14 protein-coding genes are annotated in these 14836 nt (G+C 60.2%); 12 read left to right on the top strand and 2 right to left on the bottom strand.

The features are described from left to right. Window positions 1–150 precede the first annotated feature (150 nt). From BLU46_RS15800 to BLU46_RS15775, 6 genes are all read left to right on the top strand, one after another. A complete protein-coding gene (locus BLU46_RS15800; protein ID WP_093203306.1) occupies window positions 151–891 on the top strand; it encodes a gluconate 2-dehydrogenase subunit 3 family protein in 741 nt (246 codons plus the stop codon). 2 nt (window positions 892–893) lie between these two features. Further along, window positions 894–2678 carry a GMC family oxidoreductase gene (locus BLU46_RS15795; RefSeq protein ID WP_093203302.1) on the top strand — a complete coding sequence of 595 codons (1785 nt, stop codon included), beginning with the start codon at window positions 894–896 and terminating at the stop codon, window positions 2676–2678. Between the two features lie 12 nt (window positions 2679–2690). Then, window positions 2691–3989 (top strand): cytochrome c, encoded by a 1299-nt coding sequence (locus tag BLU46_RS15790; RefSeq protein ID WP_093203297.1) that lies wholly within the window; start codon window positions 2691–2693, stop codon window positions 3987–3989. A gap of 81 nt (window positions 3990–4070) precedes the next feature. Continuing rightward, window positions 4071–5129, top strand: coding sequence for a PA0069 family radical SAM protein (locus BLU46_RS15785; RefSeq protein ID WP_093203293.1), 1059 nt, complete (start codon window positions 4071–4073; stop codon window positions 5127–5129). 197 nt (window positions 5130–5326) lie between these two features. Then, window positions 5327–6058 carry a carbonic anhydrase gene (locus BLU46_RS15780; RefSeq protein WP_017477955.1) on the top strand — a complete coding sequence of 244 codons (732 nt, stop codon included), beginning with the start codon at window positions 5327–5329 and terminating at the stop codon, window positions 6056–6058. Between the two features lie 85 nt (window positions 6059–6143). Continuing rightward, complete coding sequence (locus tag BLU46_RS15775; protein ID WP_017477956.1) at window positions 6144–7691, top strand: SulP family inorganic anion transporter; 1548 nt, start codon at window positions 6144–6146, stop codon at window positions 7689–7691. 129 nt (window positions 7692–7820) lie between these two features. Here BLU46_RS15775 and BLU46_RS15770 read toward each other — a convergent pair whose 3' ends face one another. Continuing rightward, window positions 7821–8468 carry a hypothetical protein gene (locus tag BLU46_RS15770; RefSeq protein ID WP_063033714.1) on the bottom strand — a complete coding sequence of 216 codons (648 nt, stop codon included), beginning with the start codon at window positions 8466–8468 and terminating at the stop codon, window positions 7821–7823. A 368-nt stretch (window positions 8469–8836) separates the two neighbouring features. Here BLU46_RS15770 and coxB point away from each other — a divergent pair, with 368 nt between their 5' ends. The 4 genes from coxB to BLU46_RS15750 all read left to right on the top strand — a co-directional run bounded on the left by coxB (window position 8837) and on the right by BLU46_RS15750 (window position 13228). Next, the gene (gene coxB / locus BLU46_RS15765) at window positions 8837–9964 is read left to right on the top strand and encodes a cytochrome c oxidase subunit II (protein WP_063033713.1); all 1128 of its coding nucleotides are present in this window, start codon (window positions 8837–8839) and stop codon (window positions 9962–9964) included. Between the two features lie 58 nt (window positions 9965–10022). Further along, window positions 10023–11612 carry a cytochrome c oxidase subunit I gene (gene ctaD / locus BLU46_RS15760; RefSeq protein WP_063033712.1) on the top strand — a complete coding sequence of 530 codons (1590 nt, stop codon included), beginning with the start codon at window positions 10023–10025 and terminating at the stop codon, window positions 11610–11612. 141 nt (window positions 11613–11753) lie between these two features. Next, window positions 11754–12305: a cytochrome c oxidase assembly protein gene (locus tag BLU46_RS15755; RefSeq protein ID WP_008439615.1), complete on the top strand. Its 552-nt coding sequence runs from the start codon at window positions 11754–11756 to the stop codon at window positions 12303–12305. A gap of 35 nt (window positions 12306–12340) precedes the next feature. Beyond that, window positions 12341–13228 carry a cytochrome c oxidase subunit 3 gene (locus BLU46_RS15750; protein ID WP_093203288.1) on the top strand — a complete coding sequence of 296 codons (888 nt, stop codon included), beginning with the start codon at window positions 12341–12343 and terminating at the stop codon, window positions 13226–13228. A gap of 6 nt (window positions 13229–13234) precedes the next feature. On the opposite strand, the gene BLU46_RS15745 is transcribed toward BLU46_RS15750, so the two are convergent. Further along, a complete protein-coding gene (locus tag BLU46_RS15745) occupies window positions 13235–13438 on the bottom strand; it encodes a twin transmembrane helix small protein (RefSeq protein WP_010168612.1) in 204 nt (67 codons plus the stop codon). Between the two features lie 84 nt (window positions 13439–13522). Between BLU46_RS15745 and BLU46_RS15740 the strand changes: the two genes are divergently transcribed. Both BLU46_RS15740 and BLU46_RS15735 read left to right on the top strand, forming a co-directional pair. Further along, window positions 13523–14263 carry an SURF1 family protein gene (locus BLU46_RS15740; protein ID WP_093210161.1) on the top strand — a complete coding sequence of 247 codons (741 nt, stop codon included), beginning with the start codon at window positions 13523–13525 and terminating at the stop codon, window positions 14261–14263. Further along, entirely contained in the window at window positions 14229–14828 is a 600-nt protein-coding gene (locus BLU46_RS15735) for a hypothetical protein (protein WP_093203283.1), read from the top strand. The genes BLU46_RS15740 and BLU46_RS15735 overlap by 35 nt, the downstream gene beginning before the upstream one ends. Window positions 14829–14836: the final 8 nt, after the last annotated feature.

Genomic DNA, 14836 nt, shown 5'->3' with positions numbered 1-14836 from the left:
CCCCTCGATCCTTAGCCTGCTATCCTTTGTAACTATTGATTTCTGCCGTGTTCTATCCTTTTGGGTCCTTTGGATCCCATTTGCTGCCAAAACTATAAGCCGCTCCCCGAAGCGGCTGATAAATCCGTGACCACATGATGAGGTGCCACCATGTCTGATCAAGATCAAGACAACCCCCGGCGTGAGTTTTTGCGCAAATCCTTGACCTTGATCCCCGTGGTCACTGTCGCCAGCACGGGCCTGGGCGGTTCGATGCTGATGGCGGTTCCCGAGCCGGCTCAAGCCAGCCCTGAAAAGGCGCCTGTCAGCAGCAAGGCCTATGAGCCGAGCTATTTCACTGCCGAGGAATGGGCTTTTATCAACGCGGCCGTTGCCCGCCTGATCCCGGCGGACGACCAAGGCCCAGGCGCCCAGGAAGCCGGCGCGCCGGAATACATTGATCGTCAGATGAACACGCCGTACGCGGCGGGTGCCCTGTGGTTCATGCAAGGCCCGTTCAATGCCGACGCGCCGCCTGAAATGGGCTGGCAGAGCAAATTGGTGCCCAAGGAGATCTATCGCCTGGGCATTGCTGCCACGGATGCCTGGTCGAAAGCGATGAACGGTAAGCTATTTGCCGAGCAAGACAGCGCTACCCAGGACAAATTGTTGCAGCGCCTGGAGGCTGGCGACGCGCAATTCGACAGCGTACCGCCGAAGATTTTTTTCAATCTGTTGCTGCAAAACACCAAGGAAGGGTTCTTCTGCGACCCGGTCCACGGTGGCAACAAAGGGATGGTCGGCTGGACCATGATCGGCTTCCCCGGCGCCCGCGCCGATTTCATGGATTGGGTTGAACGCAACGAGCAATACCCCTTCCCGGCTGTATCGATCCGTGGCGAGAGGGCATAAACGTGGCGACCATCATGAAGAAAGTGGATGCGGTGATCGTCGGCTTCGGCTGGACTGGCGCGATCATGGCCAAGGAGCTGACGGAAGCGGGCCTCAACGTGGTAGCGCTGGAGCGCGGCCCGATGCAGGATACCTACCCGGACGGCAACTATCCCCAGGTCATCGACGAACTGACCTACAGCGTGCGTAAAAAGCTCTTTCAGGACATCTCCAAGGAAACCGTGACCATTCGCCATAGTGTGAATGACGTCGCCATGCCCAACCGCCAACTCGGCGCCTTCCTGCCCGGTAACGGTGTTGGCGGTGCCGGTCTGCACTGGTCCGGCGTGCACTTCCGGGTGGACCCGATCGAGTTGCGCATGCGTAGCCATTACGAAGAGCGCTACGGGAAAAACTTCATTCCCAAGGACATGACCATCCAGGATTTCGGCGTCAGCTATGAGGAGCTGGAGCCGTTCTTCGACTATGCCGAGAAAGTCTTCGGCACCTCCGGGCAGGCCTGGACGGTGAAGGGGCAGTTGGTAGGCGAAGGCAAGGGTGGCAACCCTTACGCGCCGGATCGCTCCAATCACTTCCCGCTGGAATCGCAGAAGAACACAGTCTCCGCACAGCTGTTCCAGAAGGCCGCCACGGCCGTGGGCTACAAACCCTATAACCTGCCTTCCGCGAATACGTCGGGTCCTTACACCAATCCCTACGGTGCGCAGATGGGGCCGTGCAACTTCTGCGGCTTTTGCAGCGGTTATGTCTGCTACATGTATTCCAAGGCTTCTCCGAACGTGAATATCCTGCCGGCATTGCGGCTGGAGCCCAAGTTCGAGCTGCGGCCCAATTCCCACGTGCTGAAGGTCAATCTCGACAGCTCCAAGCGCAAGGCGACCGGCGTGACGTATGTCGACGCTCAAGGGCGGGAATGCGAGCAGCCAGCGGACCTGGTGATCCTCGGTTCCTTCCAGTTCAACAACGTGCGCCTGATGCTGCTGTCGGGCATTGGCAAACCCTACGACCCGATCTCCGGCGAGGGCGTGGTGGGCCGGAACTTCGCCTACCAGAACATGGCCACCATCAAGGCGTTCTTCGATAAGGACGTGCACACCAACAACTTCATCGGTGCCGGCGGCAATGGCGTGGCGATCGATGACTTCAACGCGGACAACTTCGACCACGGGCCTCACGGCTTTGTGGGCGGCTCGCCAATGTGGGTCAACCAGGCAGGCAGCCGGCCGATTGCTGGCACCTCAAACCCGCCGGGCACGCCGGCCTGGGGCAGCGCGTGGAAGCGCGCCACGGCTGATTACTACACCCACCAGGTGTCGATGGATGCTCACGGCGCCCATCAATCCTACCGTGGCAACTACCTCGATCTTGACCCGGTTTACCGCGATGCCTATGGCATGCCGCTGCTGCGCATGACCTTCGACTGGCAGGAAAACGACATCAAGATGAACCGCTTCATGGTCGACAAAATGAGCAAGATCGCCGAAGCGATGAACCCCAAGGCGATCGCCTTGCTGGGCAAAAAGGTGGGCGAGCATTTCAACACCGCGTCCTATCAGACTACCCACCTCAATGGTGGCGCGATCATGGGCACCGACCCGAAAACCAGTGCCTTGAACCGCTACTTGCAGTGCTGGGACGTACACAACGTGTTTGTCCCGGGCGCTTCCGCGTTCCCACAAGGCCTGGGCTACAACCCTACGGGTCTGGTGGCGGCGTTGACCTACTGGTCGGCGCGGGCGATTCGCGAGCAGTATCTGAAAAACCCCGGCCCACTGGTTCAGGCATAAGGAGCGATGACCATGAAAGCATTTGTTATTGCCTCCCTCGCCTTGATCAGCAGCTGCTCGGTAAGTGCGGCTGAAACCGACCTGGTCAAACAGGGCGAATACCTGGCGCGCGCCGGTGACTGCGTGGCCTGTCACACCGCCAAGGGCGGCAAGCCGTTCGCCGGTGGCCTGCCGATGGAAACCCCGATTGGCACTATTTACTCCACCAACATCACCCCGGATAAAACCGGCCTGGGCGACTACAGCTTCGAGGACTTCGACCAGGCCGTGCGCCATGGCGTCGCCAAGAACGGTAGTACCCTTTACCCGGCGATGCCCTATCCGTCTTATGCGCGGGTCAGCGAAAGCGACATGCAGGCGCTGTACGCGTACTTCATGAAGGGCGTAGAACCGGTGGCGCAAGCTAACAAGGACAGCGACATTCCCTGGCCGTTGAGCATGCGTTGGCCGTTGGCCGGTTGGCGCTGGATGTTCGCGCCCAAGGTCGAGGACTATCAGGCCCAAGCGGGCGCGGACCCGGTGATCAGCCGTGGCGCGTATCTGGTGGAAGGACTTGGCCACTGTGGTGCCTGCCATACGCCACGGGCGCTGACCATGCAGGAAAAATCCCTGAGTGCGTCGGACGGCAGCGCTTTCCTTTCCGGCAGCGCACCGCTGGAAGGCTGGATTGCCAAGAGCCTGCGGGGCGATCACAAGGACGGCCTGGGCGGTTGGAGCGAGGAACAGCTGGTGCAATTCCTCAAGACCGGCCGCAGTGATCGCAGCGCAGTGTTTGGCGGCATGAGCGACGTTGTGGTCCACAGCATGCAGTACATGTCGGAAGATGACCTGACGGCTATCGCCCGCTATCTCAAGAGCCTGCCGGCGGTGGATCCCAAGGATCAGCCGCACCAGTACGACAAGCAGGTCGCCGATGCGCTGTGGAAAGGCGATGACAGCAAGCCGGGGGCATCGGTGTATATCGACAACTGCGCGGCGTGCCACCGCACCGATGGCCATGGCTACACCCGGGTATTCCCGGCGTTGGCGGGCAACCCGGTGTTGCAGACGGCGGATGCCACCTCGTTGATCAACATTGTGTTGAACGGCGGTACGCTGCCGGCGACCCACACCGCCCCTTCGAGCTTCACCATGCCGGCGTTTGCCTGGCGTTTGTCGGATCAGGAAGTGGCGGATGTCGTCAGTTTCGTGCGAGGCAGTTGGGGTAACAAAGGCGAGCCGGTGAAAGCCAGTGACGTCGCGAACCTGCGCAAGAATGATATGCAGACGACCTCCGGCGATGACCTTGGCCAGGTGACCTCCAAGCACTGATTGAAGGTTGACCGCCAAACGGCACTGGTCAGAAACCGTGCGCCCCTATACTGTATAAAAAAACAGTATAGGGGCGCGTTCATGTCCACTCCTCTGCCGCCTCGCGGGCGCGGCACGGCCACCAACCTGCATAACCGTTTTGCGCCCACTGTCAGTGTGGCGGAAGACGACGGCTGGTATCAGGAAGTGCCACAGACCCAGGGCACCGAAGTCCGTATCGAAACCGCGAAAACCATCATCACCCGCAACAGCTCGCCGGATATCCCGTTTGATCGGGCGATCAACCCGTATCGTGGCTGCGAGCATGGCTGTATCTACTGCTATGCGCGGCCCAGCCATGCGTATTGGGACCTGTCGCCGGGGCTGGATTTCGAAACCAAGCTGATCGCCAAGACCAACGCCGCTGACTTGCTGGAGCAGCAATTGTCGAAACCGGGCTACACCTGCGCGCCGATCAACCTGGGCTCCAACACCGACCCGTACCAGCCTATCGAACGCGAGTACAAGATCACCCGGCAGACCCTCGAAGTGCTGCTGCGCTATCGCCACCCGGTGACGATTATTACCAAGGGTTCGCTGATCCTGCGGGACCTCGACCTGCTGACCGAGCTGGCGCAGCAGCGGCTGGTGGCGGTGATGATCAGCCTCACCAGCCTGGACGACGAACTCAAGCGCATCCTGGAACCGCGCACGGCTGCGCCCAAGGCGCGGCTGCGGGCGATTCGGGTGATGCGTGAGGCGGGGATCCCGGTGGGCGTGTTGTGTTCACCGATGATTCCGATGATCAACGACAGTGAGCTGGAAAGTTTGCTGACCGAAGCGCATGCCGCTGGCGCACAAAGTGCGGCGTACATGATGCTGCGCCTGCCCTTGGAGGTGGCGCCGTTGTTTGAGGAATGGCTGGCGGCCCATTACCCGCAGCGCGCGGCCCATGTGATGAGCCTGGTGCGGCAGGTGCGCGGTGGTGAGGTCTATGACAGTCGCTTCGGTGTACGCATGCGCGGCGAAGGGCCGTTTGCCGATCTGTTGGCGCAGCGTTTCGCCAAGGCGATCAAACGGCTGGGGCTGAATCGCCGGGAAGGGTTTAATCTGGATTGCACGGTGTTTTGCCCACCGGGCAGGCAGATGGCATTGTTGTAAACTGCTGTGTAAGGCGCGCGACCGTGTAGGAATAGTCGCGTTTTGATATCACTGAAAGCCCCGATCTAGAGCGGTTCATTCAGTTTGAGTTAAGTTTCGGCGGGTACCTTGTTTATCGAGTGACTAATGAGTCGGCGCTTCGGTTTGGGCGCCAGCCGCACTGGAAAACTCCCCTGCTCCAATCAAGAGGATGAATCATGAGTGACAAGGATAAACAGCCGTTGGCTGCGTCGGCTTCAGCCCCTCACGAGGCGGAGTCCGCCGATGCAGCGCTGCAGCACATCGTTGAAGGCTTTTTGCATTTCCATAACGAGATCTTTCCGCAGCAGGAAGAACTCTTCAAAAAACTCGCCACGGCCCAAAGTCCACGAGCGATGTTCATTACCTGCGCCGATTCGCGCATCGTTCCCGAACTGATCACCCACAGCTCCCCAGGGGATTTGTTCGTGACCCGCAACGTCGGCAACGTCGTGCCGCCTTATGGGCAGATGAACGGCGGTGTTTCCACGGCCATCGAGTACGCGGTACTGGCCCTCGGCGTGCAGCACATCATCATTTGCGGCCACTCCGATTGCGGCGCCATGCGCGCAGTGCTCAACCCCCTGAGCCTGGAAAAAATGCCCACGGTAAAGGCCTGGCTGCGCCACGCCGAGGTCGCCAAGACCATGGTCCAGGACAACTGTGACTGCGCCAACGAACACGAAAGCATGCATGTGCTGACCGAAGAAAACGTGATCGCTCAGTTGCAGCATCTGCGCACGCACCCGTCGGTAGCCTCGCGCATGGCCAATGGGCATCTGTTTATCCATGGCTGGGTCTACGACATCGAGACCAGCGAGATCAGGGCCTACGATGCGGATCAGGCGGCGTTCCTGCCGTTGAACGGTACCCAGCCGATCCCATCCGCGACGCCTAAAGCGCGCTTCTAAAACAATCCCCTGTCGGGTAACGCGATGGCTGCCATTCGAGCAGCCAGGCGTTGCCACGCCCGGCAAATGCCTCGGGAGAGTCATCATGCGTGCTGCTCAATTAAAAGCTGTGCTGCCACGGGAGCTGCTGGCCTCCGTGGTTGTGTTTCTGGTTGCCCTGCCGCTGTGCATGGGGATCGCCATCGCGTCAGGGATGCCACCTGCCAAAGGCCTGATCACCGGGATTATCGGTGGGCTTGTGGTGGGTTGGTTGGCGGGATCGCCGCTGCAAGTCAGCGGCCCGGCTGCCGGCTTGGCGGTGCTGGTGTTCGAACTGGTGCGCCAGCATGGCATGGCCATGCTCGGGCCGATCCTGTTGCTGGCGGGTTTCCTGCAATTGGTGGCCGGGCGCTTGCGCCTGGGCTGCTGGTTCCGTGTTACGGCGCCTGCGGTGGTCTACGGGATGCTGGCGGGTATCGGGGTGCTGATTGTCCTGTCGCAGGTCCATGTGATGCTCGACGGTGTGCCAAAACCCTCCGGGCTGGATAACCTCGCCGGCTTTCCCGCCGCGTTGATTCAGGCGATTCCTACACTGGGCGGCGGGCTTGGCTGGCAGGCTGGCCTGCTCGGGCTGTCGACGATTTTGGTGATGTGGCTGTGGGACAAGTTCCGTCCGCAAAAGCTGCGCTTCGTGCCCGGCGCCTTGCTCGGCGTGGGTTTGGCGACAGTCACCAGCTTGGTGCTGGCGTTGCAGGTCAAGCGTGTGGAGGTGCCGGAAAACCTGGCGGACGCCATCGACTGGCTACGCCCCAGCGACCTGCTGAACCTGGCGGATCCCAACCTGTTGATCGCCGCGTTCGCCGTGGCCTTTATCGCCAGTGCGGAAACGTTGCTTTCGGCAGCGGCGGTTGACCGCATGCACAGTGGCCAGCGTTCCGATTTCGACAAGGAATTGTCGGCGCAAGGCGTGGGCAACATGTTGTGCGGTCTGGTCGGTGCCCTGCCGATGACCGGTGTGATCGTGCGCAGTTCGGCCAACGTCCAGGCCGGTGCCACCACGCGTTTGTCGGCGATGTTCCACGGCTTGTGGCTACTGGCGTTCGTGCTGTTGCTGTCCAGTGTGCTGCAAAGCATTCCGGTGGCGAGCCTGGCGGGTGTGCTGGTGTACACCGGGATCAAGCTGGTGGACATGAAGGCGTTTCGTGGCCTGGCGCGTTACGGGCGGATGCCGATGTTTACCTACGCAGCGACGGCCCTGGCGATCATTTTTACCGACTTGTTGACGGGCGTGTTGGTGGGCTTCGGGCTAACGCTGGTCAAGCTGGCGTTCAAGGCTTCACGCTTGAAAATCAGCCTGGTGGACCTGCCACAGGATGGCGAGATGGAGTTGCGATTGACGGGGGCTGGGACCTTTCTCAAGGTGCCGGCATTGACTCAGGTGTTGTCGACGGTACCTGCCGGGACCACCTTGCATGTGCCACTCAATAACCTGAGTTACATCGACCACTCCTGCCTGGAGTTGCTGGAAGAATGGGGTCGGGCCAATGCGGCCAAGGGCTCGAAGCTGATGATCGAGGCGCGGGGGTTGAAGCGCAGGTTGGAAGGACGGGTAAGAACGACGACCGGAATAGGCTCGGCGCCGTCTGTTGGCTGACGAAACCGGATCAAAATGTGGGAGCGGGCTTGCTCGCGAAGGCGGTGTATCAGAAGCACATTCAGTGACTGATACTCCGACTTCGCGAGCAAGCCCGCTCCCACATTTGATCTACGCAGGCCGGGAAATTCAGGCTGGCTGGTCCAGCTCAAGGCCCACACCCAACTGCCGCGACAGGCACGGCCAGCGCTTCCACGCCGCTTCCGTGTCCGGGCTCTTGAGCTTGTCGCGGTACGTCTCGACCGACTCTAACGCAAAGCTCTCTTCGTTAAGCATCTCATCCACGGCGTGGTGCACGGCTTCATCCAGCTGGTTGGCAAAGGTCTCGCCGATCAATTGGTGGGCAATCACGTTCGCCACCGTGGTATCCAGCGGAATCAACGGCTGGCCGAAGTGCTTGATATACAGATCGTTGACCTCTTCCACCAAGCGATGAGCCAGATAAGCCTCGTCCAGCAAACCGTCCAAACCTTCATGCCCGGCCAGGATCGCTGGCGGTTGCAGGAAGAAATGCTCGGCGATTTTCAGCACCGGTTTGATCTGGCTCTCAATACCGGCTTCTCGGGCGACATCATTGGCTGCGTCCAGCAGATCCGGGACCTGGTCGATGTAGGCACTGACAAAACGCGTCATCACGCCTTTGGCGTCGACGTCAGGCAGGGAAATCGCCGGGTGCAGGTGTGGTAACTGGACTTCCAGCTGCTGAGCAAGCTGGCCAGTGCTGGATTCGTGTTGATGGGCACGGGAAATCTGCTCGCGCAATGCGGCGGTGTTCATGAAAGCTCCAGTGATGCAGGCGTAGGAAATAGGGAGAGGATAAGGTAGCTCGTTTATACGAGCGCCTAAGACGCATTTGTCATAATTATTTCACGGTTATGCGCTGGCGTTATATCAAATCGCCATCGTTCGTCGGATAACGGGCGCCATCGGTCCTGTTGTGTGGTCCATTTCCTCATTTTCGTTCATTTGCCCGATCACATTGCGGGGTGGCGGTCGCTGTCTATACTCGGTTTTGTACGCAATTAGCTGATGACGCCCGACTGCATGAGCAGGCAAGGCTTGGCGGTTGTAAGCAGTATGGAAGCCGCTCCCTTGGCCGCAGGTGCAAACCGGCGGGATAACAAGAATGATAAGGGGAACCCGCAATGACGCGACATCCACATGTTTGGATGGGCCTACTGTTGTGGTCAGTATTCAGCCAGGCGCAAGCCGCCTGGACCACGAATATGGCGCCAGGGGCCACTGAAGTCAGTCACGCCGTGTTTGACCTGCACATGACCATTTTCTGGATATGTGTGGCGATTGGCATTGTCGTGTTTGGCGCGATGTTCTGGTCGATGATCGTTCACCGGCGCTCCACGGGCCAGGTGGCAGCCAAATTTCACGAGAGTACGACGGTAGAAATTCTCTGGACCGTGGTGCCCTTGCTGATCCTGGTGGCGATGGCCATTCCGGCCACCAAGACGCTGATCAACATCTACGACAGCACTGAATCGGATATCGATATCCAGGTCACGGGCTACCAGTGGAAGTGGCATTACAAATACCTGGGTCAGGACGTCGAATTCTTCAGCAACCTGGCTACGCCCGCCGAGCAGATCCATAACCAGGCCGTCAAAGGCGAGCATTACCTTCTGGAAGTCGACCAGCCGCTGGTGCTGCCAGTGGGTGCCAAGGTGCGTTTTCTGGTGACCGCCGCCGACGTGATCCACTCCTGGTGGGTGCCTGCGTTTGCGGTGAAGCGTGATGCGATTCCAGGCTTCGTCAATGAGGCCTGGACCCGGGTCGAGAAGCCCGGCATCTACCGTGGCCAGTGCGCCGAGCTGTGTGGCAAGGACCATGGCTTCATGCCGATCGTGGTGGAGGTCAAGTCCAAGGCCGACTACGACACTTGGCTTGGCGAGCGGAAGGCCGAAGCCGCCAAGCTCAAGGAGCTGACCTCCAAGGAATGGACCCTGGATGAGCTGGTGGCCCGTGGCGACAAGATTTACCACACCACTTGCGTGGCCTGTCACCAGGCTGAAGGCCAGGGCCTGCCGCCGATGTTCCCGGCGCTCAAGGGCTCGCCGATTGCCACCGGGCCCAAGGAAGACCACCTGCACCGCGTTTACTTCGGCAAGCCCGGCACCGCCATGGCGGCGTTCGGCAAGCAGCTGTCGGAAGTCGATATCGCAGCGGTGGTGACCTATGAACGTAACGCCTGGGGCAACAACAAAGGCGACATGGTCACGCCTAAAGACGTGCTGGCTCTGAAACAGGCGGAAAGCAAATGACTTCCTTCATTGCGTATTCCCTGAACCGTCCCGCCCACTCGTTCGCAGGAGAAAAGCCATGAGCGCTGTGATCGATGACCACGGTCATGCCGGTGACCACGCTCACGGCCCCGCCAAGGGCCTGATGCGCTGGGTCCTGACCACCAACCACAAAGACATCGGGACCATGTACCTGTGGTTCAGCTTCGCCATGTTCCTGCTCGGTGGCTCGTTCGCCATGGTGATCCGTGCCGAGCTGTTCCAGCCCGGCTTGCAGATCGTCGAGCCGGCGTTCTTCAACCAGATGACCACCATGCACGGCCTGGTGATGGTGTTCGGTGCGGTGATGCCGGCGTTTGTCGGCCTGGCCAACTGGATGATCCCGTTGATGATCGGCGCGCCCGACATGGCCCTGCCGCGCATGAACAACTTCAGTTTCTGGCTGTTGCCGGCGGCGTTCCTGATGCTGGTGTCCACCCTGTTCATGCCCGGCGGCGGGCCGAACTTCGGCTGGACCTTCTACGCCCCGCTCTCCACCACCTACGCACCGGAAAGCGTGACCTTCTTCATCTTCGCCATCCACCTGATGGGCATCAGTTCGATCATGGGCGCGATCAACGTCATCGCCACCATCCTCAACCTGCGTGCCCCTGGCATGACCCTGATGAAAATGCCGTTGTTCGTCTGGACCTGGCTGATCACCGCGTTCCTGTTGATCGCGGTGATGCCGGTGTTGGCGGGTTGCGTGACCATGATGCTGATGGATATCCACTTCGGCACCAGCTTCTTCAGCGCTGCCGGTGGCGGTGACCCGGTGTTGTTCCAGCATGTGTTCTGGTTCTTCGGCCACCCCGAGGTGTACATCATGATCCTGCCGGCCTTCGGCGCCGTCAGCTCGATCATCCCGACCTTCTCGCGCAAGCCGCTGTTCGGTTACACCTCGATGGTGTACGCCACGGCGAGCATCGCGTTCCTGTCGTTCATCGTGTGGGCGCACCACATGTTCGTGGTGGGCATCCCGCTGGTGGGCGAGCTGTTCTTCATGTACGCCACGCTGCTGATCGCGGTACCTACGGGGGTGAAGGTGTTCAACTGGGTCAGCACCATGTGGCAAGGCTCGCTGACCTTCGAGACGCCGATGCTGTTCGCCGTGGCCTTCGTGATTTTGTTCACCATTGGCGGTTTTTCCGGGCTGATGCTGGCGATCGCCCCGGCGGACTTCCAGTACCACGACACCTACTTTGTGGTGGCGCACTTCCATTACGTACTGGTGCCCGGGGCGATCTTCGGGATCTTCGCCTCGGCCTACTACTGGCTGCCGAAATGGACCGGCCACATGTACGACGAAACCCTGGGCAAGCTGCACTTCTGGCTGTCGTTCGTGGGGATGAACATGGCGTTCTTCCCGATGCATTTCGTGGGACTTGCCGGCATGCCGCGTCGGGTGCCGGACTACAATCTGCAGTTCGCCGATTTCAACATGGTCTCCTCCATCGGCGCCTTCACCTTTGGTGCGACGCAGATTTTCTTCCTGTTCATCGTCATCAAGTGCATCCGTGGCGGTAAGCCTGCGCCCGCCAAGCCGTGGGATGGTGCCGAAGGGCTGGAGTGGAGCATCCCTTCGCCTGCGCCATACCACACCTTCACCACGCCGCCGGAGGTCAAATGAACACCTCCCTATCCTGTGGGAGCTGGCTTGCCTGCGATGGCATCACTTCGGTGTACCTGAAAGACCGAGTTGCCAGCATCGCAGGCAAGCCAGCTCCCACAGAAAGGCCATTCACAGAACATTCATTCGTAGGTGGCCGCCATGCTTGAGTCCGTGCCTATCAAGCGCCTGGTTACACGGCTGCTGATCCTGGTGGTGGCAATGTTCGCCTTCGGCTTCGCCCTGGTGCCGATCTACGATGTGATGTGCAAGGCGTTCGGCATCAACGGCAAGACCGCCGGGCAGTACGAAGGCGAGCAGGTGGTGGACCCTACGCGCCAGGTGCGGGTGCAGTTCCTGTCCACCAATGCCATCGACATGGTCTGGGAGTTCCACTCCAAGGCCGACGAGGTGGTGGTCAATCCCGGCGCGGTCACCGAGATGCTGTTCGTGGCCTACAACCCCACTGACAAGCCGATGACCGCCCAGGCGGTGCCGAGCATTTCGCCCGCCGAGGCGGCGATGTACTTCCACAAGACCGAGTGTTTTTGCTTCACCCAGCAAGTGCTACAGCCAGGTCAGCGCATAGAAATGCCGGTGCGCTTCATTGTCGATCGCGACATGCCGAAGGATGTGAAGCATTTGACCCTGGCGTACACGCTGTTCGATATCACCGCGCGCCAACCGCCCGTGGCTGTCCATACCGGCGGCTAGGCGTTGCTTGCGGGCTCGATTAGGAGAACGAATACATGTCGACTCATGATACGTACTACGTACCAGCGCAAAGCAAATGGCCAATAATTGCCACGTTGGGCATGCTGATTACGGTGTTCGGATTGGCTACCTGGTTCAACGACCTGAAGGCCGCACGCCCGGAATCCCACGGCCCGCTGATCTTTTTCGTCGGCGGCCTGCTGCTGGCCTACATGATGTTTGGCTGGTTCGGCGCGGTGATCAAGGAAAGCCGCGCCGGTTTGTACAGCTCGCAGATGGACCGCTCCTTTCGCTGGGGCATGACCTGGTTCATCTTCTCCGAGGTGATGTTCTTCATCGCGTTCTTCGGCGCACTGTTTTATGTGCGGCATATGTCGGCGCCGTGGCTGGCGGGTGAAGGCCATAAGGGCATCGCCCACATGCTGTGGCCGAACTTCGAATTCGCCTGGCCGCTGCTGAACAATCCTGACCCGAAACTATTCCCTGCGCCCAAGGGCACCATCAGCCCCTGGGGCTTGCCGCTGATCAACACGATCTTGCTGGTCAGCTCCAGCGTGACCATCACTATCGCCCACCACGCCTTGCGCAAAGGTCATCGCGGCGCGCTGAAGATCTGGCTGGCGATCACCGTGTTGCTGGGTTGGGCGTTCCTCGGGTTCCAGGCCGAGGAATACATCCATGCCTATAAAGAGTTGGGCCTGACCCTCGGTTCCGGCGTATACGGCGCGACCTTCTTCATGCTCACCGGCTTCCACGGCGCCCACGTGACCATCGGCACCATCATTTTGTTTGTGATGCTGATACGCATCCTGAAAGGGCATTTCAACAACGAGCACCAGTTCGGGTTCGAGGCGGCCAGTTGGTATTGGCACTTTGTGGACGTGGTGTGGATCGGGCTGTTTTTCTTCGTTTACGTGCTTTGAGGCCGTTCACCAAGGCGCATGAGACACCAGCTGGCCGCTGAAGAAACCCCAGGTGATCAGCCCTAAGGTGATCACGGCCAGCACCACACGCACGGTCAAGGCAGTGACGAGGCGATTGGAGTTGCCCTCGTCCTTGACCAGGAAGAACAAGCCACTGAACAGGCTCACGACGGTAGCAATCAGCATCAGGGCAATGGCTGCTTTGAGCATGGTGGGCTCCGGGGCTCTTTTTTGGAGGGGGCGAGCAATGAGATTCAGTATAGCCAGCGCAGCACCGACCTCTGCGGCAATGCCATGAAACCCTTTCGCCCCGGTATTGCGCCGACGCTGGTGGTGCTTGCGCTGCTGCCGTTGCTGGTATTTCTCGGTTTCTGGCAGCTGTCTCGTGGCCACGAAAAACAGGCGCTGCTGGAAACCTACGCCGAGCGTCGCGCTGCCGAGCCCATGAGCAGTACGCAATTACAAGCCACCGAAGATCCGGCGTTCCGTCGCGTGCATTTGCGCGGCCAATTTGATGCCGAGCACAGCGTGCTGCTGGATAACCGCTTTCGTGACGGCAAGGTCGGTGTGGAAGTGCTGCAACCGTTCCACGATCAGGCCAGCGGTCAGTGGCTGCTGCTCAATCGCGGCTGGTTGCCCTGGCCAGACCGTCGCACACCACCGGCTTTCACCACCCCCGAACAACTGCTGAATCTTGACGCCTGGGTCTATGTGGCTCCGGGCGAGACCTTCCAGCTGCACGCCGATCCGGCGGGCGCACAGTGGCCGCGATTGCTGACTGCACTGCATCCCGAAGCGTTGTGGGCCGAGTTGGGCCGTAGCGGATTCGCCTATGAAATGCGAGCCGAAGCCGGCCCCGGCACTTACGAAACCAACTGGCCTGTGGTCGCCATGGGCCCTGAAAAGCACCTGGGCTATGCCGTGCAATGGTTCGCCATGGCGCTGGCGCTGTTCGGCCTTTATCTCTACCTCGGATGGCACAACACAAAGGAGAAGCGCCATGGGAGCGGCCATGAATCCACTCAACATGTCTGACGCGCCAGCAGCGCCCAACCGGCGCAAGGGTCGCTGGCAACTGATCCTGATTTTGCTGATGGTGATCGGCCCGATGGTGCTCGCCACCTTCATGTACAAGTTGCAGTTCTGGGTGCCGGACAGCCGCAGCTACCACGGTGAGATGATCGGCAATGGCCAGACCCGTGCCGACATTGGTGTGCAGGCCGACGAAGACCGCTGGCAACTGCTGGTGACTGCGCCCACCGCCTGCACTGCCGATTGCCAGCAGCTGGTGTACCTCGCACGCCAACTTCAGATCGGACTGGGCCGCGATGCCTCTCGCGCCAGCCATGCCCTGGCCAGCGCGCAGCCCGTCAGCACCGCCTATGACGCCAAGCTCAAGGCCGAATACCCCCAACTGCAGCGCTACTCCCTCGACCTGTCGACCTTCAATAAAGACGCTGCCGCCCGAGGCACTGGCGATGCCCAGCTGTGGATCGTCGACCCCCACGGCAACCTGGTGCTGCGCTACGACGCCCGGGTCAAGGGCAAGGACCTGCTCAACGACCTGCGCCTGCTGCTGAAACTGTCGAACATCGGATAAGGACACCG

The sequence above is a fragment of the Pseudomonas yamanorum genome, from assembly GCF_900105735.1.
In the GTDB taxonomy this organism is placed as follows: domain Bacteria; phylum Pseudomonadota; class Gammaproteobacteria; order Pseudomonadales; family Pseudomonadaceae; genus Aquipseudomonas; species Aquipseudomonas yamanorum.
Note: the sequence above shows the minus strand (reverse complement) of the source record. Positions and strands in the feature narration are given on the sequence as shown.

Bases quoted from the DNA above. Each gene is read 5' to 3' on its own strand.
- BLU46_RS15800 (WP_093203306.1), top strand. From the start codon at position 151: ATGTCTGATCAAGATCAAGACAACCCCCGGCGTGAGTTTTTGCGCAAA.
- BLU46_RS15790 (WP_093203297.1), top strand. From the start codon at position 2,691: ATGAAAGCATTTGTTATTGCCTCCCTCGCCTTGATCAGCAGCTGCTCG.
- BLU46_RS15785 (WP_093203293.1), top strand. From the start codon at position 4,071: ATGTCCACTCCTCTGCCGCCTCGCGGGCGCGGCACGGCCACCAACCTG.
- BLU46_RS15780 (WP_017477955.1), top strand. From the start codon at position 5,327: ATGAGTGACAAGGATAAACAGCCGTTGGCTGCGTCGGCTTCAGCCCCT.
- BLU46_RS15775 (WP_017477956.1), top strand. From the start codon at position 6,144: ATGCGTGCTGCTCAATTAAAAGCTGTGCTGCCACGGGAGCTGCTGGCC.
- BLU46_RS15770 (WP_063033714.1), bottom strand. From the start codon at position 8,468: ATGAACACCGCCGCATTGCGCGAGCAGATTTCCCGTGCCCATCAACAC.
- coxB (WP_063033713.1), top strand. From the start codon at position 8,837: ATGACGCGACATCCACATGTTTGGATGGGCCTACTGTTGTGGTCAGTA.
- ctaD (WP_063033712.1), top strand. From the start codon at position 10,023: ATGAGCGCTGTGATCGATGACCACGGTCATGCCGGTGACCACGCTCAC.
- BLU46_RS15755 (WP_008439615.1), top strand. From the start codon at position 11,754: ATGCTTGAGTCCGTGCCTATCAAGCGCCTGGTTACACGGCTGCTGATC.
- BLU46_RS15750 (WP_093203288.1), top strand. From the start codon at position 12,341: ATGTCGACTCATGATACGTACTACGTACCAGCGCAAAGCAAATGGCCA.
- BLU46_RS15745 (WP_010168612.1), bottom strand. From the start codon at position 13,438: ATGCTCAAAGCAGCCATTGCCCTGATGCTGATTGCTACCGTCGTGAGC.
- BLU46_RS15740 (WP_093210161.1), top strand. From the start codon at position 13,523: ATGAAACCCTTTCGCCCCGGTATTGCGCCGACGCTGGTGGTGCTTGCG.
- BLU46_RS15735 (WP_093203283.1), top strand. From the start codon at position 14,229: ATGGGAGCGGCCATGAATCCACTCAACATGTCTGACGCGCCAGCAGCG.